Raw genomic sequence first — 22,843 nt, 5'->3', positions numbered from 1 at the left:
TGTCTAATCTATATCCACCATGTTATATAAATCGATATACTCACCAATACTGTATTCATATATCTTTGTGATGTCCTCCGGACAGATATAATATATATTCTTCAGCCAAATCGTTAAGTTTTATTATATACAAAGAATTATTAACAGCTTTAATCATATTGGTCACACTATCGCACAAATCATCTAAAGCAACCACTATTATCCCCCTAGCTTTTCTTAGGCAATCCGGATCATATATTTCCTCGACTCCTATTTTTTCAAAGTTTTGATCATATACAGCGATAATATTAATACCAACCGACTTGAAAGCACCATATAAAACCTTGCCCCAATCACCATATCCGTACAAACTAACATCGTCTTTAAAATATCCAGTTAGAAATTTTTTGAGATTTTGGTCATTCTCAAATGCAGCTTGTTTTAATATGGCAAGGCTTAACTGTTTTTTATTATAATTAGCAAGCTTTTCTGAATCCACACCACCTATCAACTGTCCATATATGTTCTTGTATCTATTCTTAATTTCAATAGACTCTTCCGCAGTAGCAACTATTTTAGTTGTACTTATACCACCTACCCTGAAATTCGTCCAAACGTTTGCATATGTTTGTATATTAACGGCGTTCACAAACAGACGAAAAACAAAATCATAATCTGCTGCTATTTTATACTTTGTATCAAATTCCCCATATCTCTCATATACTTCTCTTCGAACAAAAAAAGCCGGATGGTTAATGGGCATATAATACCACATATCAGCTAAATTCCTGTTATTTTTGATTGTACTACTACCTGTACAATCCACTCTCCTAATCGAACCAGCAACAGCCATGAATTTAGAATCACTATTTAAGATATCCGCCACTTCTTCCAACGCATTCAGTTCATACCAATCATCACCATTCAAAATGCCTATGACATCACCAGATGCCAACCTGATTCCTTTGTTTAATGCATCATAAATACCATTGTCTTTTTCACTGACAAATATATCAATATTATCTTTATACTTTTCTATGATTTCTTTCGTTCCATCAGTTGATGCTCCATCAATAATGATGTATTCTATGTTTTTATAAGTTTGATGAATAACGCTCAAAATCGTTTCTTCAATAGTTGTGCAATCATTATATACCGCTGTAATAATCGAGATTTTCATCATAATCCTATAAGCCTATCTTTCCATATTTATGCCTAGTCCCCATAAAGGATATCACAAAGACGAAGTCGTCTTACAGTTTGCTTCATATTTTTCTCCTGCCCTATGTTTATTCGTGGAATATATCCATCAATATATTCTCGTTTTGTATACCCGGAAAAAGCCGCGTATACACGTTGATAGCCACATTTATGTGCTATTTCTATGGTTGTATCATCAAAATCTGTCTTCTGACCAAATGGATATGAAAAAACACTAATACTTTTTCCAATTATATCCTCAATCTGTGTTTTTGATTCCCTGATCTCATATTCTTGAGTATCCATATTCTCTCTGGCTAATGACGGATGATTGATTGTATGACCGCCGATTGTAATCAATGGAGACTTCGATAATTCTCGTAACTGTACTTTGGATAACGATCTGCAATAGTCTCTATTAGTAGTAACGTGGAATATGTTTTCCAAATCCGAAAAAGCCCTACTTCTTTGTATACTGGTCATTTTTTTGAGTTCTGAATGAACATAATAGCACGCATTTATTCGTTGTTTTTCCGATGTCAGAAACAGTTTTTTTTCACCAAATTCAAACATTGTATCTTTTATGTCCGACATAAAGAAGAGTTTTTCTAAGTAATCCCACCAGAACTCTCTTTCAGAATCTATATTACCCATGCATACAAATACAGTTGCTGGTATCTGGTATTTTTCCAAAATAGGAAGCGCTTCAGTATATGAATCCGAATATCCATCATCAAATGTAATCACGGCTAAACGTCCTTCACCATCAGCTTTAAAGTCTTCCTCAGACCTAATAACCTTATAATGAGTCTTTATATACCTTATTTGTTCTTCAAATAATTCTGGGGATACTGCCAATTTCCATGTATCAAGTGGTATATTTGTTACTCTGTGATAGCAGAAAACAGTAATATTGTTTGTAATCGTATACTGATGTTTAAAATTCCATTTTCTCCTTATCTCATTTATTACCTCATCGGAAATCTCAAATATATTAGATATATTGTTCTTTTTCAGATGCTCCTTCATCTCGCAGCGAAAAACTAAACCTGCGCATATAATTACTCCTACCTCGTTTTTATAAAACTGTATCATCTCGTCTAAGGATATAACAGGGAGATCTAACACCTTCTTTTCGTTTGCCTGCATACTTGAAACAACAAAACCTTCAATACTTATTCCCAAATCATCTAGATACGCCCGTATAATCCTTCCATATACCCCCGCACCAAAACAATACACTTTCTTGTTTTGATTACAATACGCTATTAATTCATCATACATAACCATAATCCCCAATTAATCTATTACAAAAGGTCCTTTCCTAAGTACACAAATTTGTATAGATATCCACCAAATCTGAAGCACAGCTTTTATTGGCAAATGAAGAAGCCCGCTCAGTTTCACTCTTAGACATCCTTTCCAAACCCATTCTCCCTTCAAAAATACTTATTATACAATTCGCTAAACCATTAATATCATCAAACCTATATAAAAGGCCTTCTTCCTCATTTCTTATAATACTATCAATTCCTCCAACTTTGGCAGCGACTACAGGAGTACCAATCAGCATTGCTTCCAGTAAAGAATTTGGAGAATTCTCAATTACGGAGGGAAGAACATATACATTTGCTTTTTTATACTCTTCTATCATTTCTCCTTCCTGTAAAATACCTAAACCAATTATGTTTTCTTCCAAACCAAGTTCACTGATCAAAGATCTAAGATAAACGCAATACGGTTTTTCTTCATTCACTATATTTACCCCTGCCAATACTAGCTTGGTGTTCGGATAATTCTCTACAATCTTAGCCAACGCCTTTATTACATAATGTGTTCCTTTGATAGGATACGCTCCTTGCGACATAAAGATTCTATGGTTATGCTTATCCGCATTTCTCCACTGTGCTTTGTGATCATAAAAGACCGTACGTAATATCTCCCGACATTCATAATAGGTACATTTTTGATTAATCCTCTTCACACACGATTGATCCCACCTCGTTCTTCCTAAAACAATTTGAGCCATCTGTAAGACTTCAATTTCATTTTTCCCCTTAAAGGCGAAGGCCTTTTTCTCATCAAGCAACGTCGGATACTCACCAACATGGTATTTTTTGTAATCCTCTGGAATACCAGCCAGATATAACTTTGCACACTCTGAAACCATTCCTTGTATATATACTACGGTTCTTTCTATAAGTCCTAACTGTCGCGCACATTTTATCATGGCCAAACTATGCGCGTACTCCGTTCCCCAAATATGAATAATATCGGGTTTAAAATCCTTAATAATTTGTTCAAAACGTTTTTCAAGTTCTTTTTCTTTTTCCTCATTATTTTCCTCAATATCTCTTAAAAAGGTATAGTATCTTACCCCATTTAGGATTCCATCCTTAAGTCTTTTTAGATCAAAAATAGGCATGCAAAATGCAATATCCAACCCTTCATGGTTAGATATTGCATTATACATGCCTGTCATCCATCCCTCATATGGATTCTTTTTAATGTGAAATTCTTCTGCAAAAAAAGGCAAAACAATATTACACAACCAAAGGATCTTCATAGTGTGCTACTTCTTTCTCATCCAAAAACTACCACCACCTAAATCATCAATTTTCTGCCATTCTTCATGGTATTTGTCTTTATATGCAGTTGCCAGATAATGATTAAAAAAGAGGGGCTCCCACTCTTTATTTCCCTGCAGAAATGCTCTTAACATGTATAGTTCGTTCCATGCCCTTTTTTCAAGCCATTGTTCGGGATACTCCCACGGATAAAAAATATCATGGAAATGAACCAGTACTCCTTTTTCCAAGCATGGAAGGATATGAAAGAACAGGTAATTTACATCTGATCCGAATTTGGACACATGCGTAGAATCAATGAATAAAATGTCTCCTTTTTTCAGTTCTCTGAATATATCCAGCGGAATTTCCTGAAGTTTTTGAGGATAAATCTTTACTCGTTCGTTGTCTCCCTTTTTTATCAATGAATACAGTAATTGCGGATACGGTTCAATAAACTCAACTTCCATGGCATTATTCATATAATACTCATTCGTATCTAGTGTGGCCGCCGATGAAAAACCACTCCCAACCTCAATAATCCTATTTGGTGCATATAACCTTAAAATGAAATGTAATACAAGAGCATCCGATAATCCAAACGCCGTGTTGCCCTTTTTGTATCTGTATCTCTTTCTCGATTGTTCCTTTAAATCCAACCATTTCGGAGCATCATCAAACATTTTGTTCATCTTGTCCAATAGTACCAATTGTTTTTCTGGTTTCAGATCGATACCATCCTGATCCAATCCACTTTTCTCATTTTTTGCACTTTTATCATACTTTTCTCTGATATCCCGCAAACTCGGATACAGTGAATAAAAATGCCCAGGATAGCACCAAAGGGTATCTTCCACATTCAGGTTATAATCCATTGGTAAATAATTCAAAATATTCGCAATCAGAACTCGTTTTCCACCCTGTTTTTTAACTCTCTCAAAAATCTCTTCTACATACTTGTACGGCGAAATCAAAACAATCTCATCATCAAACTGTAATGTGTCTGGATGTTTGACTTCATAAGTTACAGTTTTTCCAGCTTCATTTGTTATAGAAATGCTGTTAAGATTCAGATTATTATCAACAAAATATTTAAGATGTTTTGAGGCATCCATTAAAAAACGAGCCCATTTCTCTCCATTTTTTCCTGCACCCCATATTACAATGTCGCTTTTATCCGGAAATATTTTATCCCAAGTACGCATATTTCACCGTTCTCCTAAAAAATATCATCCCACCATTGCGAGAATTCTTATTCTTGAGCTTTATCTTCGTTCCACGTGTCCTTGACCTGTTCTAAGAAGTTGTGTATCGGAATCAGTTGTATACCGCCAACTGATGATGCAAGCTGGTAAATATTTTTCATATCATATCCGGGTACCACCACAATGGTACCCGCACCTTCCGGAATATCCTGCGGTTGTATAACACGAATAGAACAATACTCTATGATGGAGTTATTTCTATCGATAATACCATTGACTCTTAAATACTTACCAAGTTCTTTAACAGTAACTTTTCCAACTTTCCCCAGTCCCCACACATAAACTTGATTTACCCGTGTTTTCTTACTCCATTTCCATATAGAACCTTCTTTTTCTATTACCTCTATCCATTTTATCAATACATCCGTGTAATACTTTTCTCTTACTAACGGATCAATCCAATTATAGTAGTTATCAAATATTACTTCATAGTTTTTAATTACTTCTGCATTATCAGGTAACCTAAAATCTTTACGAGCCGCCTCATCAAGTTCCGATATAGGTTTATTGCATCCACAATGCCTTCCTGTACCATCAAATCCAATATTATTCACCAGTGACTTATATGGAGAAAGACATAACCCTTTCCTTTTCATTACTGAAAGAGCCCAAAACGCCGCCCACGAATCCGTTTCTCCGGATACATTCATATGAAGCGTTGCCTCGAGATCTCTTCCCCAGACATCTAACCACTTCGACAAATCATTATCAGATCGGATTTCCTTAATAATCCTATAATTACGATCAAAAGATCTCCACTTTGATTTCCAAGTTGCCCATCCCCATGAATTGATTCGCCCCATAAAATATGCGTCATATCCATTAGGAATAACCTCTACTGGTTCATCAGATCCATTAATACAAAACACATTTGGAGCATTCGCATACTTTTCCAAACTCTTAAGCATGAACTCTATGAAAGTCGGTTGTGGAACACAGTCGTCTTCCAATACAATTATCGCATCAAAATATTCAAAGGCCCTATTTATCCCCCTTACAATAGAATCCGATAGCCCCTGATTCTTTTTTGCCTCTATCACATCGCACTCACACCAATTCACTCCATGGATAATACTGTTAACTTCTTTCCACAGTTTAATCTTATCTTCTGACGTGTCTTCCGAAATACCGTCTTGGTAGATTATTAGTCTTTCTGGTAAAATAGTAGAATGTTTAAGACCATTTAAAACCTCTCTAGTATGTTTTGGCCTACAATAAGTAAACAGCAATGTAGCTGCAGAAACCATCATACCTCCTTCAAGCAATCTTTAAATCATAATACACGTACCGATGTTCCATTTTGCTGTGCAATTTCAAGTATTCTCTCAATCGGATAGATTGTCAGGTATGCATTATAATATGTTTCCCAATCTCGTTCTTGGGGTTTACATAGTTTATTATTGATTGTATCAATGTACTCTTTACGGATTAATCCGTCAAACAAAGAAGAATTCAACGGGCGTACAGGTACCTTTTTGTATCCAAATTCATTTAAACGAATAACCTTATCGCATGTCAAATTCATTTCTCCGATAAGAATGTGATTATTATTAAAGTAGTCAATCTGCCATTGTCTTCTAGCACGATCCGCCCAATCCATATTAAGCATCATCGCGACAACTTTTTCATTTAAAAAAGGAGACCATGATTTTAATCCATATTTTTCCGGAACTCGCATAAGATATGAAATGAGGACAATTTTCGTTCTACCCGCTTCAATTATTCTCCAATTCTTATCTTTGAGTTTTTCCTTGTTATCAATCCAATACTGGTTTTTTAAACAATAGTCTCCACTAAACAGCGTCTGAGATGAATCTGCATTCATCCCATGCGTTATACCCAGTTCTGATAATTCGTTGATATTTGTAATTACAGCAAAATCCTTGCTTCCAGCCCAAAGATCACCATATATGCCACTTAGTAAACTACTTCCCTTCTCTTCCTTTTTGAGGATTTTCTCATAGAACTCCATCTGGTACATACCATGCGCATGTGTAGAAATTCCAAACAGTGCATACCACTCTTCAATTAAGTTATGAAAATCAGACAACTGTATTTGTGTCCAATCAATCCCCAATATTTCACACAGTTTTGATGCATAAACAGTTTCGTACGATTCCTCCTGATTAATGGATGTTCCATATGTGTATGCGTGTATTCTGTTTTTATCTTTAATCAAATGATCTAGCAATCTGGAGTCAAATCCCCCACTGGTCGGAACAATAATCGCTCCTTCCCGTTCCTTTGTCCACTCATTTACTGTAGTAGACAAATAATCAATCACTTCCGCAGGTGTTGTTTTTCCTCCAAGAAGCTTTTCCATTGGATCCTCTTTCTTTTCTATTCTCAAGGTTCCATCGTCATCTTTATAGATTAACTTATCATGCTCTAACAGCTTAATATCTGCCAAAGGAGTCTGACCATAAACAGAATATCCATAATCCAAATAATTAATTAGTCCTTCTGAATGGAAATCCAAATGTTCAGGATTTATCAAGTCATTAATATTATCACTAATTAAATTTGATCTGGTATTATAAAAAATATTCCTTGAAGCTATCCAATCTGTTTCAGCTCTTTCAAGTAGCATATTTATTCCTCTACACCCAAAATAATTCGTTTACGGTAGAATTTACTTGGTTCCCAACTCATTGCCCTATCGAATATTTTTTTAATCTTAGCCCTGTTTTCATCATGTATGCCTTCTGTCCCCAATTCTTCCATCAATAACTGATAATTCCAGTTCATCTGTTCTCCACGTTTAATACGTCCGGCTATAGAATTTAATTCTTCGTTGTGGAAAAGATGTACTTCATTGTAATCCCAGTCATAGTACCCTAGGTTAAGCGCCCAATACTTGTATAGATCTTCAGTATCAATTACGGAATTATCGTATTCAAGATTTTCTATAATATGATCAAATTCATCTTTTGTTTTGGGCTTAATAGTAAAGTTGAAACCTTCATAAGGAGTAACTCCAGCAGTAATTACCTTGATTCCTATTGCAGGATATTCACACCCTGCTGTTCCATACACTGTAAGCACATATCTGATTCCTTCGTTTTTCAGCTGTATAGGAGAAATCTCTGTCGGAATCAAATGAATATTTGGAAACTTTTCAATAAAACTATTAATGATTTCATTATCCCGAGGCGATATGGTAGCATGTGGATGTTTTTTTATATACCAATCATATTTCGATAGTTTTTCAGATAATTCTCCCAAATGAACTAACCATGAGAAAACACTGTTATCAAATATCTGATCTCCATAGGGAAACTGATCCTCGCAGAAAATATGAGGACAAATTAGGATTTTAATTCTATCATCCTCTGCTAAATGAAAATCCATTATTTCATTACCAAAATTTGACGATAACAGTTTTTTTGAGTATGCTCCTTTTAGATGAGATTCAAGATATTTTTTTCCGATAAGAAGGGCTCGTTCCCTTTCATCTATATTTAATTCATTCCAAAACGCTGCAAAATAAATATTTTCTTTGCAGCTAGAAAAGTTCAAATCTACCCTTCTGGTATCTTGAAAGGACACACACATTGCCGGAATCCCACGACTAATAGCTATATCGCGTATAAAACCATCCCAGCTCACACCATCACGAAGTAACACAAACTTATAATCATATGAGTTGAACCTATCCCTCCAAAAAATGATATTTTCCACACATCTCTGCAGATAATCTTTTAATCTAGCATCTTTGGGATCAAAGCAAGGGATTAAAAAGCGAGATAAACATCGAATAATCGTTGTACCAAACTCTACCCCATCTATCTGAATTTTTTCCCAATCCTCATACGAGTTTATATTCAACCATATATCGTTTGTTAACTTACAAACTTCATCTGATTGTACTTTATCAAGCTCAGCGCTTAGGAACTCAGTTACCCCAAATGTTTCGTATATAGACCTGGTTATACAACCAATCTTATCAAAGCCAAAAGTTTTATACGGTTGTTTAACCTGCCCTTCATACTTATAATCAAATCTAAACGAAATATATGCTTCAGGTTTTGCATCGTATTGATTACATAGCAATTCGCTAAAATACCCATAAAGCAATGACCTGAATCCTTCGTCATCCATTGCTGCCATCAAAATTCGTCTATTATCCGTCGGTCTATTACATTTTTTCCATGCAGTCCTATTCCACTCAATATACTTATTAATCCACTTATCTGATGTATCGTGATAAGAAAATCTATCCCAAATATAAAAATCCTCCCCTTCAACAAAACCCAGCTGCTTTAACGATTCATATATTTCATCTTCATATTTGTAGGTTGCTACAATAATGTGCCCTCTTATTTTACGATCAGAGCATTCATTTCTTGCAATCACGTTAACTTCTTTAAATAAATAATCATCTTTATAAGAATTTATAAAACCTTTGACAACAACAAACTCTTTAATTAAATCGAAAAGATCTCCTGCATCTTTTCCAGTGCCGTAAATATAGCAATAATTATTTTTAAATTTTCCAATGATACGATCTGTACATAGATACTTGGATCGTTTATTCATATTTTTAACACTCCTGTTCAGGATTAACTAAGTAGGCTATAATATCTTCCAATCCGGTGTTCTCGTTTTCATGAAATACAATTCCCTTTTCATTAGCGTCTGCAATAAAACGAATAAAACTTGAAGCCTTATACGTCAAAACTCTTGTTCTGATTTCATGGTTGCCTGCAGTAATCTCAATCATTCTATTATTCCTATTCGGGAAAATCAAATAATATCCATCCTCAATTTGGTGCATCTGACCAAAGCATGGACTGTATGACAAGCAATTTAACACCTTATAATCTTTATCCAGATTAGATAATTCAATTTCATTAATTATTGCATCTTTTAAATAAAATATGTTTTTTCCATAATACGAAGTAACCATTATTTCATTTCCCACCTTATAAAAGTTATCATATGGGATGTATGCATTCATGTCAGAAATATCCTCTTCTAATCTATAAGACTTATAATATTCTTTCCCATCCCATTCAATTATGTAATAATGGTTTTTGAATAAAAGCCAATACCTTTGATTAATAACTTTCACTTTACTCAGCGTTCCATAGTCTTTATCCAAACAATACTTTGTTGATTTGAAAGCACCCGCTTCATAAACAATTTCGAAAAAACCGCAAAATGAATCTGTAAGACAAAATAGTTTATTTTCATCCCAGAATAAATCTGTTATTTTTTCTTCATGCAAATCAGCTATTGCATTAGTAAGCTCCAAACAAGACGAAAACTTAAATGTTTTTAAATCGAAACAAATAGCTGTTGCCTTATTATCAACAAGCCACACAGAATCATCATGTATTATTCCACAATAGATATATTGAATATCGTCTTCGCCTAATAACGGAAAAGATAACATACTTTTTGATGTAATATCATATACTCTTAAAAACTTATCATAGAGCGGGTTTAGTATAATAAGATTACCATACCTAAATGCTTGTCTATGAAGTGTTTGTGCAGTTGGAGAAACATAATCAAAATCACAAATATGTCTTGTAGTATTATCTCTAAGGTTATAGCAAAAAAAGCCATTAAATCCACTTTCAGAAAAATAAATCATATCATCCACCAAAATGCTCGCCATTGAGCCAAGCGCTATATTTTTCATATGATCACCTTCATTAACATGTCAAAAAACAATCATTGACAACAATCGATAATAAACACATAAGTTTAAAACCACTTAAATCCTCAAAGACAAGAAAATCAGTTCTTCTTAAACATCAAAGTCATTAAAACTTCTCAATTCCTCTTGTACCAACTTGTCTTCATAAAAGTAGCTATTAGTGGTCTTGTTTTCCCATTATCCTTTAGAATTTCCCCTCTTCTTGTGGTTTATTTTAAATACTTTTTCAATCTATTCATCAAATCAACAAGGCTTCATTAATACATCCCCCAAAAGCACCTTCCGCCATTAACATAATAACAATATAATTATGAAATATTACACGTATCAAAAGGCTTAAGGAGTCAACCACAACCCATACGAACAGCCCCTTTTAAACATATTCCATATTATTAATATTTCTATAACTAGGTTTCTCTCTTCATCGAATGTTCAAGAAAATCTTTATAAGCTAACCTAATACCCTCTTCTAATTCTACTTTATATTTCCAGCCAAGCACTGTAGCCTTGGAAACATCAAGCAATTTTCTAGGAGTTCCATTTGGTTTACTGGTATCCCACTTAATCTCTCCTTCATAACCTAATACCCTGGCAACAAGACACGCTAAATCTTTTATAGTTATTTCTTTGCCGGTTCCTGCATTAACTGTTTCGTTACCACTATAGTTATTCATCAAGAACACACAAAGTTCAGCAAGATCATCCACATACAGAAACTCTCGCAACGGTGATCCATCTCCCCAACAAACAACTGAAGCTTCACAAGATTCCTTTGCTTCATGGAATCGTCGTATCATTGCAGGTAGCACATGACTATTCTTAGGATGGTAATTATCATTTGGACCATATAGATTCGTAGGCATAACTGAAATATAATCAGTCCCATATTGCCTATTGAGAAACTCACAATATTTAAGCCCTGATATTTTTGCCAACGCATATGCTTCATTTGTCTTTTCCAACTCACCCGTTAGCAAACAACTTTCTTTCATAGGTTGAGGAGCCATCCTAGGATAAATACAGGACGATCCAAGAAACTCAAGCTTCCTGCAGCCATTCCTCCATGCAGAATGAATAACATTCATTTCCAGCATCATGTTTTCATACATGAAATCCGCAAGAGCAGATTCATTTGCTGCAATTCCACCAACCTTTGCGGCGGCTAAGAATACATATTCAGGTTTTTCCTTTTCAAAAAATCTCTCTACTTCTTCCTGATATATGAGATCAAGTTCTTTGTGAGTCCGAGTAATGATATTTTTATAACCCTGACGATTAAGCTCCCTTACAATTGCAGAGCCAACCATTCCTTGATGTCCGGCAACATATATTTTTGCATCTTTTTCCATCATTTTACTTCACTACGCCTTTCTCTAGATACTCAGCGAGATTAATAATACGTTCAACAGCATGTTCTTTTGCTACTTGCTTCACATCATGCTTAATCATTGTCCTGACTAAATCCTCAAAACTCGTTTTAGCAGGATTCCATCCCAATTCATTCTTTGCTTTTGATGGATCACCCAAAAGATTTACCACATCTGTAGGACGATAAAAGTCAGGTGAAACTTCAATTAAAATTTTTCCGTTAGATTTATCTACACCTACCTCCTCAAGTCCTTCCCCTGACCACTCAATCTCTATACCTGCAAAATGAAAAGCCAACGTTGCAAACTCGCGTACACTATGTTGTACTCCGGTAGCAATTACGAAATCATCCGGCTTATCATTTTGAAGCATCAGCCACATGCATTCAACGTAGTCTTTTGCATATCCCCAATCTCTCAAGCTACTGAGATTTCCCAAATATAACTTATCCTGCTTGCCCTGTGCGATACGAGCAGCAGCGAGAGTGATTTTTCTGGTTACAAATGTTTCTCCACGTCTTTCAGATTCATGATTAAAAAGGATTCCTGAACAACAAAACATGCCATAAGCTTCTCTGTACTCTTTTGTAATCCAAAATCCATACTGTTTAGCTACTGCGTATGGAGAATACGGATGAAAAGGAGTATCCTCATTTTGCGGGATTTTTTCAACTTTACCATATAGTTCTGAGGTGCTTGCCTGATAAATACGGCATTTATCAGCTAATCCACAAATACGCACAGCCTCCAATACTCTGAGTACGCCTGTTGCGTCAACATTAGCAGTGAATTCCGGTGAATCAAAGCTTACTTGGACATGGCTTTGAGCCGCCAAGTTATATATTTCATCCGGTCTGACCAATGCCACAGTTTTCACAATAGACATTGAATCCGTAAGATCACCATAATGTAGATGAAAGTTCTTATGTCCTTCGAGATGAGCAATTCTCTCTCTGTAATCAACTGAAGATCTTCTAATTATTCCATGAACATCATACCCTTTTTCTAGTAACAGTTCTGATAAGTAACTCCCATCCTGCCCTGTCACACCTGTAATTAGCGCTTTTTTCAAATCAATAATCTCCCATATCCGGGTATCACCCTTAAGAATCCCTTACAAATCACATCATAAAAAGCACCAGATATAAGATAGCCAAACAGCTTATATCAGGAGCTTTATCCATGTATTTATTTTAAACTAATCACGTTTTCTTATTCAGGTATTCTTCAACCAAGCCCAATATTTCTTCTGCAACTCGTACCTGTTCTTCTGCCACTTTCTTCGAGGCAACATAAAAATCATCATAATCTGAAAGTTGTCTCACGTTCATCGCATTTGCGATTTTCTTGGAAATATCACTCGGAAACTCTTCCGTCTTAACATGAAATTGATTAAAGTGAGCAATCACTCCACTATGTTTACTGCTATCAAAACTATCCAGAGTATTCACTGCCCTTATAGCATGGAATATTGCGTAATAACACGCAGGTACCGTGTACCATGACAGGGATTAGTATTTTTTCGAATGTACTGTCTATAATATTGTATATATGAATAACTCCTGCCTTACTGGGCAGAAAGACAATCTTATTCTCAATATAATATGAAGCGAAATGGATGTCGGTTTCCAATAATGGTATATCTGAAAAAGTACTTATATAAAGCATTCTTTTATCATTTATATTATATTTCATAAGGGCATTATGAAAAGAATCGGAAAACCATATGTTTCCTACATTATCTATAATACTTGAATACGTTCCAAAAAAACTTTTCCCATTTTACTGGTCTCCCGTTAACAGATACTAACTTAGATTTTCTCTACCAAAACATGCGTCTCTGAACTGAATTCCTGTTGATCAAAAATCAGTTGTATTTTATCAATAACATCAGATAGCTTTTCATAAAACAGATTGGCAAGATACTCATTTCCATTTTCCATCATCTTTACTTGAATAATCCTCTGAAGATCAGGAATATCTGTACCGAATCTCCATTCAGCAATTTTTTTCCATCCGTTTTGTCTATAAAGATACTCCAAAGAGCTATTAGTAAAAATATGTGTATGTGATCCACCCAGCAAGCGATTAAAAACATCATTGCTTATAGCTTCCCAAAAAACAGAATAAGAAAACATAGGAACAGAAAAATATATGTAACTAATCTTTTGATTTTCTTTTACAACATTCAAGACTTGGTTCAGGTTTACGATATGCTCTAGCACACCTATAAAAGAAATAACTTCCGCATCCGATTCGCATATTTTATCTACCACATCAGCCTGTGGAACATGTTCAAGCAATTTCATCCCAAGCATTTCGTTAGCGTACTCTACTTGAGCTTTCGACACCTCAACACCTTTTGCAGAAAAACCTAGTTTGTCAAGTGCTCCTACAAAAAAACCAGAACCTGCTCCCACATCTAAAACTTTTATATTATTAGGATTTACACTTTTTGCCTTTAATGCATCTCTCAAGAATTCTGCCTTTGGAAGATATATATTTTCCAACCTTGTAAGAAATTCATCTTTTGACCCCATTCTATATGCTTTTCCATAATCAGATTGCTCATATATTCGGGATGTAAATTCATTTGTTTCCACATATTCACCGTTTATATGTCCACACTTTACACAATGATAGTAATTCAATCCGTGACTATGAAACATTGAATTTCTGTCGAGCAAAAATCCACAAATCTTACATGCTTTCCTCTTTGGCTGTTGTGAATAAATCCTTGCTATTCGTTCATTTTCTTCAAGATGTGATTTATTATTGTGGACAAAATCACTCTTTAAGTTTGAAACTGACGTATACGATTTGCCATACTTTATCATATAATCTCACCCCATACAGTTAGTTACTTTTTCTTATATATCAAATTAATCATGGTATCAAAAAATGGAGGTGACTTCTTCTCAATTGTATCTCCGGTATCACTTTTTCTGATAGCTTCTGCAACTTCTAAAATATCTTCCCTCCAGTTTTCATATGGCGTTCCAAGATATGGCATATTCTCGACCATTAACTGCATGCCCATAGATTCCATTAAATCGTTTAGCAAAGGCTTATTGAACATATAGTAATCCGTCGGGGACACTGGCAATCTAAATTTATCTTTAAATAGTTTAAAACATATGCTGTCTGAATTAACCATGTAAATAAATATAATACCGCCCCTATTTAAGAGCTCTGTTGCCTTTTTTAAGCTCTCCTGCGGTTTTAATAAGTATTGTATTGTTCCCCTAAAGAGAACCACATCATATTTTTTTTCAAAAACAATATCCGCCAATTCTCCAAAATACATCGGATATTTTCTTCCAGCTATTCTATAAGCCTCCTCTCCAAACTCTGTTCCCTCACAACTACAGCCATATTCTTTAAATAAGTCTAAAAATCCCCCGTCACCACAACCTACATCCAGCACTTTTGAATTTGAATCTATAAACGGCTTAACGAAATCAAAATCGTTTCGGTACATTATCTTCCTTTGTTCAGTAAGTACAGCATCTGCGGAATGAACCTCTGACTCATAGTTAGTCCAATACTCTTTTAATCCATGCTCAGATAAAACCGTATCCGACCATACAAGCCCACATTTTTTACACTTTAGAACATTATATGCTTTTTCTGAAAACAGAGTTTTTCCCTGTTGTCCGCACCAAGGGCATTTCTCGACCTTTTTATATATATTTTCCATTCCTGCATTCCCTTATACTCATAGACTGTTAATTATCATCTGAAAATTTTTCCTGCCACTTCTTAAATCATGACTCAGTAAAATATCCTGATAATGTTTCCTTACCTGCTTTGACATCGAAAAATACATCTTTATATGTTCTTCTACAACATCATCTTCAGGATCAACTCCTATTGCCGTAAACCCGTTTTCAGCAGTTACAAACTCATGCTTTAGCTCCCTCTCATTTTCAGAGATGGATATCGTGGGGATGCCTAGCATTGCGAGCTCGTAACAGGTACGCCCCCTTGAAGCAACAGCAAAATCGGCCTGCGACATTAATTCCGGCATGTTGGGAACATCATAATAAACTTCTATATTCCCATATGAATTGTAAGCCAACAGTTCATCAATATTTTCTTTTGCCTTTCCTATCGCTATAATAAATCGATACTCTTTATACTCTGGTTTTATAATCATCCTAATTATCCTGTCTGTGTAATTTTGGGGATCTGCACCTCCGAAACACACAAACATCGTCTTAACAGTATCTCTTATCTCGATAGGATCATAGAAAAGAAACAGTTTTCTACAAATATAATACTTTTCTCCATCATAAGCGTTAACAATATTGCTTTGTCTAAATAATGCATTTATAACTGCATCTGCTTTATATGCCCCTTCCCCATCGTCCTCAATGTTGATTATTTTTGCATTAGGTAAGGAAATTCTCAGTCCAATCATATAATCAATTGAAGTTGACAAGATATCATTAATAAAGATATCGTAATCTCTTTCTGCACAAATGGAAAAAAGCTCTGTTATCCCATTGATTGCAATAACCTGATGCTTCGTATTACCAAATGAAGATATATCTGTCTGGTTTTTGTCAAAAAAAATATCAGGTTTTACATAAAGCTCATCCGCAATCTCAAGTGCTCTATATATATGACCTATTCCCCTTTTGTTGTTGCCATTCACATATATTGCAATCTTCTTGCGACTTAATATTTCAGAAGCGGCAATTAAATCTGTAAATGTATCTATATCTATAGATTCATCTTCCGGTATTTCATAGACACCTATGTTTCCATCAATTCTTACCCCTCTATCTAGTAAGTTTCTGCTTGATATTACAAACGCCCCCGTTTCGGCGTAATAGGGAGGAAGGTATTGTCTGTTTACTCTCCGCTCATATGCCGGCTCAACCCTATCCACTTTTCCTTTTTTCCACGCTAAGTGCGGCTTATTAATCACAGATATAAGTGAATCAAATCCATTTTCAATCTCGTATTTGATAGCATTATCCAGCGTTTCTTTTTTTAGGGTTGGCGAAGTGGGCTGCAATGTTACAATATAATCAAAATCACCCTGAATTCTTCTTACTGCATCAATCACTACATCGTCAAGAGTCGTCTCATCTGCACACAAAGACTCTTCCCTCTCAATTACATTAATTCCAAGTTGCCTAGTTAACGTCTGAATATCGTATGAATCACTAGTCACAACCACATCTGTGATATATTTAGAATTAACAGCATTCATTAAGGAGTAATATATAAGAGGATGCCCGGCTACCATCCTAAGATTCTTATTGGGGATACCTTTTGACCCTGCTCTTGCTGGGATTACTGCTAATATTCTCATATGACTCCGTCTACCTGTACTTCTTCAATTAAATTATTTATCTTCAGCTTATAAATTATTTCCAGGACTGTTCCAACAGGTCTCTTTAATCTATCACAAATAGAAATCACATCATTATTTCCATCCAAAAATGCCAAAACATTTTGAATATCACCAGCAGACCCTTTTCTTCCCTTCTGGCTAACAGTTGGATATAATCCATGTCTTCCTAGCTGTGGTTCGCACGGAAATACATTCTTATATGTACGGTTATTCTCAATTAAATCTATCGCACATTTCAACACATCATAACTCCCCTGAAATCCATCCGGCGTCACTAAAGACATATCATCAGCTGATGTGTGGTATTCAGGATAATCATAGAATCTTGTTCTACAGAATGTTACGAAAGGAAGGTCTACACCGGGCGAACAATACTGCCTCTCATCCGATCCCCTGCCAAGATAATCGTATTTTTTATAATTCCCGCTGACTTTTTCATCTGTATTCAAAACCGTCAATAGTACTTTGTCAGCAAGAGTATTCCCTCTTCTACTCTCAATCATCGTATAATTTCTGTTATCACCAACACATGTAAGATTAAAGCCTGCAATTACATTATTTTTCAAAGTCACCAAATGATTATGTGTTGCTAAATATGTAATAGCACCTATCGTCTCAGGAGCAAACACAAATCTATATGAATATCTTCGATCTTTCAAAGATTTCACATATTTAATTATTTCAGATAAAAGAGCCGGTCCAGAACATTCATTGTTCGCCATTGACGGATGACAAATATATGTAGTGAAAAATATTTCTTTGTCACTCTGACCCCTTATGAATAATTCGCCATATGTAAGCGATCCTGAAAATAATTCAGAATCAATATACATATGATAATTTCCTTTAGGAAGCATGTTCAATTGATTTGCACTCATACAAAAACCGCATCTTTTACTGTAATAGCTCGTCACATACGGTATTATGTCTGGCTGCTCTTCCTGTGTGAATACATATTTTCTCAACTCATCAAGATTTACCCATTTATCAACAGGTATAGAATAACCGACAACATGTAAATTATTGTTCTTAAAATCTATTATTCTTTCATGATTTTCATTCTCGATATATGCTTCTCGGATTTTCCACTCATCCGGAACTATCCAATCAAACGCCACTGTACCAGAAGGAATCTCGTAAAATTGGAAATCATCACATTGTATATATAATTTTATAATCCGTAATGTTTCGCGAACACCATCGCCTGTAATGCTTCTGTATATAGGAAATAGCTTTGCAGCAAGATCATATATTTTTTTTCCTTCTGTATTTGCGTTCATATCATATTCCACTTAAGAATAGTGTCTTCATCCAAATCATACTTTATTTTTCTTCCTATCACCTTATCCATATCGTAAGGCTGAATTCCGGTTCCAGGACGTTTTGCAACGATATCCGATTCCAGTATAATCTCTCCTGCTTTCATGTCCCTTGTGAGAACAAGCGAACGTCTCGCTTCTCTTCTTGATGCATATTCACATGGCATAACCGTCTTTTTTGAAGAACCTATAACTTTATTCAATAATTTAATATTCTCTATTGCTCTCCTGAAATCATCAGGGTCGCCAGCGTGATAGTGATCATTTCCCTTCAGCGTCTTGTCTAATGTGAAATGCTTCTCTATGACCTCCGCACCCATCATATATGAAGCAAGAAAAGTCACCATATTATCATCAGGCGGAACATGATCACTATATCCTATTCTAACGTCAGGAAATACTCGTTTTAAGGTATCAATGACACTAAGATTCGCATCCTCGTGCTTTGTCGGATATGATAAAACACAATGAAGAATTGTTATATCGTTACAACCCGATTCTTGCAGTGCCCTTATTCCCTCATCTACTTCAGACAAATATGCTGCACCTACTGACATGACGACTTTCTTTCCTTTACTTCCAATATATTTTATGAAAGGGAGATTTGAAAGATCAGAGGACGAAATCTTATAAAAATCGACCAATGGTTCAAGGAAGTCTACAGAAGCATAGTCAAATGGAGTCGCTGTGAAATCCATTGTCTTTGAATGCGTGTAATATGCCAGTTCCTTATACTCTTTTTCCCCAAAGGAGTCATACTTTTTAAACAATTCATACTGTGTCTTTGTTGGCTCCTTTGATGTATCCCAATATGCAGGCGAATTTTTTGATACTATGGTTTCAGCCTTATAAGCTTGAAATTTCGCACAGTTAATCCCAACCTCCGCAGCTTTATCAATATACATCTTAGCTGCATCAATCGGTGAAATACCCAGTACGCTCGCTGTATCGTAAAAATTTACACCCATTTCTGCAATTATATAAGGTTCTTTATTGTTCATTTTAAGTACCCCTTCTACATAGCAGGATCATACCCGCTTTATATTCCCTTACAATCTTCATATAAAAAAGCTCCATAAACAACAATTTCTCATATCTTACATAAGGAGCTTTTATTTAAGAGTACCTACTCTTAAGTAATTACATGTGTAATACTCACTATACTCTTTTATTACTGCCTCTGAAAACTTATATGCCTCTTCGTTGTATTCAAACTCTTTCTCCCAATCATTGATGTCTTTCTGTTCAACCGGTCTAATGGAGTACTCCCCTTTTACAAATTCCTTTACGCCATCAATAAACTCATCGAAACTTGTAGTTATACCTCTGGCATCAATATAGTACCAAGTTTCATTACGATAAAACTGGCAAAATACATGGAATCCATTATGACTATCTTTAATCAAGTAGGGGTTGTATCCAAAATACGGGTGCCTGTCACCAATGGTAGGTAGTTTCTATTAAGTTAAGGAACTACCTATTTTTTTATTCAAATTTCAAAAAAGCACTTGACAAAAGCCCACAAAAATGTGGCGCTTCGCGCCCTTTAATTAACAAGGCAATTCCGGTGCGCCGGAAAATCTAAGTTAATTGGAGGGCATTTTTTTATGATTCAAGATTCAGCTCAGATTAAGGATTTATTATTTAAATCTCTAGAATCCTTATCCGAAACACAATGGTTGTTCACCGGCCAAACTGGTGATTTCACCAGAAAACGAAAAATTTCGTTTTCTGATGCCATACTATCAACCATCTGCATGCAACGTTCTTCTTCAAACACTGAAATCCTTAAGTATTTCGATTTTCAGCCAGATTCACCAACACATTCAGCATTGATTCAGCAAAGAAATAAGCTAAATGTTCAAGCATTTGAGCAGCTTTTTTATCGCTTTACAGATTCATTATCTTCTAATTTGACTACTAAAGGTTATCGTCTAATTGCAGTTGATGGTTCAGACATATATATCCCTAGAAACCCCAAGGATGCCGATACATATCGCATTACTGACACGTATGGTAAAGGCTTTAACATGCTTCACCTTAATGCAGCCTATGACCTAATGTCAAAGCTCTACACCGATATAATTATCCAACCCATTAATCACATCAATGAATACTTAGCTTTATGTGACATGATTGACCGTTTTGCCGAATCACATCCGAAAGAAAAAGCTCTATTCATTGCAGACCGTGGATACGTTTCAATGAATGTCTTTGCTCATGCTATTGAAAACAATGCTTTCTTTTTAGTAAGAGGCCGTGATCCTAATTCTCGGAGTTTATTGGCAACAATTGACCTCCCGGATTCCCCCGAGTTTGACATTGTTTTTGAAAGATGGCTAACTCGCAGAAATACAAAAACAGTAAAGGCAGAACCTGATATATACAAATCGATCGCAGATCGTGTATTTGATTATATTGAACCCAAAAGCCACAAACTACACTATATCAGCTTTAGGATAATCAAGTTTCAACTGCCTAACGGAAAAGAGGAATTTATCATGACCAATCTTCCTAAGGAAGACTTCTCAATAGATGAAATCCGTGATCTCTATAACAGAAGATGGGGGATAGAAACCTCCTTCCGTGATATTAAATATGCAGCCGGGATGCTGTTTTTCCATAGTCGCAAAAAGGATCTGGTCTTGCAAGAAATATACTCAAAACTCATTCTGTACAATTTTAGTGAAGCCATTACCAGCGGTATTGTGATTCAAAAGAAGGACAGAAAGTACTCCTACAGCATAAACTTTGCACTTGCTATATCTATTTGTGTAGAACTCTTAAAGCGTTGTCAGCGTGGTGTCGATTTACCAGGATTAGAGAAACTACTAGAACGACAGCTTATACCTATAAGACCCGGTAGAAGCAGTCCTCGCTATTTAAGAGCAAGGACCGCAATCTCATTCTTATACCGATAATACGACCAATAATATGCAATCAGGTAGGCAGATTCCCCAATCTGTCTGTTTGCCATGCCTGGTGATAAATCACGAAGCGCAATACGAGAACCCTATGCATAATTGACGTCATTATCAGCACAATGTAAATTATATCATGAGTACTAACTTAACAAAAACTACCTACCATTGGTGCCTGTCACCCTTAAGAATCCCTTACAAATCACATCATAAAAAGCACCAGATATAAGATAGCCAAACAGCTTATATCAGGAGCTCTATCCATGTATTTATTTTAAACTAATCACGTTTTCTTATTCAGGTATTTTTCAACTAGGCCCAATATTTCTTCTGCAACTTGTACCTGTTCTTCTGCCTCTTTCTTAGATGCAACATAAAAATCATCATAATCTGAAAGTTGTCTCACGTTCATCGCATTTGCGATTTTCTTGGAAATATCACACTGAAGCTCTTCAGTTTATGCTGCCTTCCATAACTCTATCCCTTCATTAGTTATGTTTTTATAGAAAGGTGAGACATTTCTCCATTTTTCAAACAAAGCTGTCTCTATAAGCACTGTAGTAATAACTATGTTATATTCAAGCTCAAAAGCCACTACTATATCCAGCAGTTTGTCATACATTTCTTCGTTTTCATTTTCAATAATCAAAGCGATATCTACGTCTGATTCTTCACTGGCGGTACCACGGGCAACGGAGCCATATAATATTATAGACTTTAAATTGTCACCATATACAGATGTGACTTCGCTAACAAAGCGATCAAAAAGCTTGTCATCACTTTTTACCATATACGCCTCCAAACATACTGAATAGCTTATCCGTACAACGCTTTATAATTATAACTTAAACTTCCCACATAAATAGTGGGCATCGCACCTTGAAAACTCTATATTCTAGACTATAAAAATACAATTACGCCACTTTGTAATCACTTGTCAGAGCATCCTGCATATATTCAGGCAATCTGAAAAAGAAATCCTTATAGATTTCTTCAACTTGTTCGTCTGTGATATGAAGTATGTTCTTTATACTTGCAGTCATAGCCTCTACGAGTATGAAAAGAGAATGTTGGAATGTAATGTCTTCCATTTCCTGTAGCAGTACATAGAAGATTTCTCCTATCGTACGTTCGTCCTGATCTTTTCTTTGATATACAGAAAGATACATGTATCTGGCAAATACGATGG

The 22,843-nt window shown here is 35.4% G+C and carries 20 protein-coding genes and 1 pseudogene; 1 reads left to right on the top strand and 20 read right to left on the bottom strand.

What is annotated here, in order from left to right; genetic code table 11:
• Positions 1–55: 55 nt before the first annotated feature.
• The 17 genes from BLV86_RS15075 to BLV86_RS14995 all read right to left on the bottom strand — a co-directional run bounded on the left by BLV86_RS15075 (position 56) and on the right by BLV86_RS14995 (position 20,139).
• Entirely contained in the window at positions 56–1,162 is a 1,107-nt protein-coding gene (locus BLV86_RS15075; RefSeq protein WP_090819149.1) for a glycosyltransferase family 2 protein, read from the bottom strand.
• A gap of 32 nt (positions 1,163–1,194) precedes the next feature.
• Positions 1,195–2,463 (bottom strand): polysaccharide deacetylase family protein, encoded by a 1,269-nt coding sequence (locus BLV86_RS15070; RefSeq protein ID WP_175456582.1) that lies wholly within the window; start codon positions 2,461–2,463, stop codon positions 1,195–1,197.
• Between the two features lie 40 nt (positions 2,464–2,503).
• Complete coding sequence (locus BLV86_RS15065; protein WP_090819143.1) at positions 2,504–3,745, bottom strand: glycosyltransferase family 4 protein; 1,242 nt, start codon at positions 3,743–3,745, stop codon at positions 2,504–2,506.
• Positions 3,746–3,751: 6 nt separating this feature from the next.
• Positions 3,752–4,951 (bottom strand): class I SAM-dependent methyltransferase, encoded by a 1,200-nt coding sequence (locus tag BLV86_RS15060; RefSeq protein WP_090819140.1) that lies wholly within the window; start codon positions 4,949–4,951, stop codon positions 3,752–3,754.
• Between the two features lie 47 nt (positions 4,952–4,998).
• On the bottom strand, positions 4,999–6,261 hold the full coding sequence (locus BLV86_RS15055; RefSeq protein ID WP_090819138.1) for a glycosyltransferase: 1,263 nt from the start codon (positions 6,259–6,261) through the stop codon (positions 4,999–5,001).
• A 23-nt stretch (positions 6,262–6,284) separates the two neighbouring features.
• The gene (locus tag BLV86_RS15050) at positions 6,285–7,601 is read right to left on the bottom strand and encodes an asparagine synthetase B family protein (protein WP_090819135.1); all 1,317 of its coding nucleotides are present in this window, start codon (positions 7,599–7,601) and stop codon (positions 6,285–6,287) included.
• Between the two features lie 2 nt (positions 7,602–7,603).
• Positions 7,604–9,550 (bottom strand): hypothetical protein, encoded by a 1,947-nt coding sequence (locus tag BLV86_RS15045; protein WP_090819132.1) that lies wholly within the window; start codon positions 9,548–9,550, stop codon positions 7,604–7,606.
• A gap of 4 nt (positions 9,551–9,554) precedes the next feature.
• A complete protein-coding gene (locus tag BLV86_RS15040; RefSeq protein WP_090819129.1) occupies positions 9,555–10,661 on the bottom strand; it encodes a hypothetical protein in 1,107 nt (368 codons plus the stop codon).
• 425 nt (positions 10,662–11,086) lie between these two features.
• Positions 11,087–12,028, bottom strand: a complete 942-nt coding sequence (locus BLV86_RS15035; RefSeq protein WP_334292869.1) for a GDP-L-fucose synthase family protein — start codon at positions 12,026–12,028, stop codon at positions 11,087–11,089.
• 4 nt (positions 12,029–12,032) lie between these two features.
• Entirely contained in the window at positions 12,033–13,118 is a 1,086-nt protein-coding gene (gene gmd, locus BLV86_RS15030) for a GDP-mannose 4,6-dehydratase (RefSeq protein WP_090819123.1), read from the bottom strand.
• 130 nt (positions 13,119–13,248) lie between these two features.
• On the bottom strand, positions 13,249–13,554 hold the full coding sequence (locus BLV86_RS15025; RefSeq protein WP_090819120.1) for a HEPN domain-containing protein: 306 nt from the start codon (positions 13,552–13,554) through the stop codon (positions 13,249–13,251).
• A 303-nt stretch (positions 13,555–13,857) separates the two neighbouring features.
• Positions 13,858–14,883, bottom strand: a complete 1,026-nt coding sequence (locus tag BLV86_RS15020; protein ID WP_090819116.1) for a class I SAM-dependent methyltransferase — start codon at positions 14,881–14,883, stop codon at positions 13,858–13,860.
• A 23-nt stretch (positions 14,884–14,906) separates the two neighbouring features.
• Positions 14,907–15,746 carry a class I SAM-dependent methyltransferase gene (locus BLV86_RS15015; protein WP_090819113.1) on the bottom strand — a complete coding sequence of 280 codons (840 nt, stop codon included), beginning with the start codon at positions 15,744–15,746 and terminating at the stop codon, positions 14,907–14,909.
• Between the two features lie 18 nt (positions 15,747–15,764).
• Complete coding sequence (locus BLV86_RS15010) at positions 15,765–17,372, bottom strand: cytidylyltransferase domain-containing protein (RefSeq protein ID WP_090819111.1); 1,608 nt, start codon at positions 17,370–17,372, stop codon at positions 15,765–15,767.
• Positions 17,369–18,694, bottom strand: coding sequence for a DUF4910 domain-containing protein (locus BLV86_RS15005; RefSeq protein ID WP_090819108.1), 1,326 nt, complete (start codon positions 18,692–18,694; stop codon positions 17,369–17,371). Before BLV86_RS15005 ends, BLV86_RS15010 begins: the two co-directional genes overlap by 4 nt.
• The gene (locus BLV86_RS15000; protein ID WP_090819106.1) at positions 18,691–19,734 is read right to left on the bottom strand and encodes an N-acetylneuraminate synthase family protein; all 1,044 of its coding nucleotides are present in this window, start codon (positions 19,732–19,734) and stop codon (positions 18,691–18,693) included. Before BLV86_RS15000 ends, BLV86_RS15005 begins: the two co-directional genes overlap by 4 nt.
• A 111-nt stretch (positions 19,735–19,845) precedes the next feature.
• On the bottom strand, positions 19,846–20,139 hold the full coding sequence (locus BLV86_RS14995) for a hypothetical protein (protein WP_090819103.1): 294 nt from the start codon (positions 20,137–20,139) through the stop codon (positions 19,846–19,848).
• Between the two features lie 201 nt (positions 20,140–20,340).
• On the opposite strand from BLV86_RS14995, the gene BLV86_RS14990 reads away from it, so the two are divergent.
• Positions 20,341–21,654: an IS4 family transposase gene (locus BLV86_RS14990; RefSeq protein ID WP_090819100.1), complete on the top strand. Its 1,314-nt coding sequence runs from the start codon at positions 20,341–20,343 to the stop codon at positions 21,652–21,654.
• A gap of 283 nt (positions 21,655–21,937) precedes the next feature.
• Here BLV86_RS14990 and BLV86_RS17640 read toward each other — a convergent pair whose 3' ends face one another.
• The 3 genes and pseudogenes from BLV86_RS17640 to BLV86_RS17960 all read right to left on the bottom strand — a co-directional run.
• Positions 21,938–22,090, bottom strand: coding sequence for a HEPN domain-containing protein (locus BLV86_RS17640; protein WP_278308806.1), 153 nt, complete (start codon positions 22,088–22,090; stop codon positions 21,938–21,940).
• Between the two features lie 21 nt (positions 22,091–22,111).
• Positions 22,112–22,444: a nucleotidyltransferase domain-containing protein gene (locus tag BLV86_RS14985; protein ID WP_090819098.1), complete on the bottom strand. Its 333-nt coding sequence runs from the start codon at positions 22,442–22,444 to the stop codon at positions 22,112–22,114.
• Positions 22,445–22,568: 124 nt separating this feature from the next.
• A pseudogene (locus BLV86_RS17960) lies at positions 22,569–22,843 on the bottom strand (IS4 family transposase); the annotation flags it as partial.

The sequence above is a fragment of the Oribacterium sp. KHPX15 genome (assembly GCF_900107835.1).
Classification (GTDB): domain Bacteria; phylum Bacillota; class Clostridia; order Lachnospirales; family Lachnospiraceae; genus Oribacterium.
The sequence above is the reverse complement of the archived record's forward strand: the minus strand, read 5'-3'. Positions and strand labels throughout refer to the sequence as shown.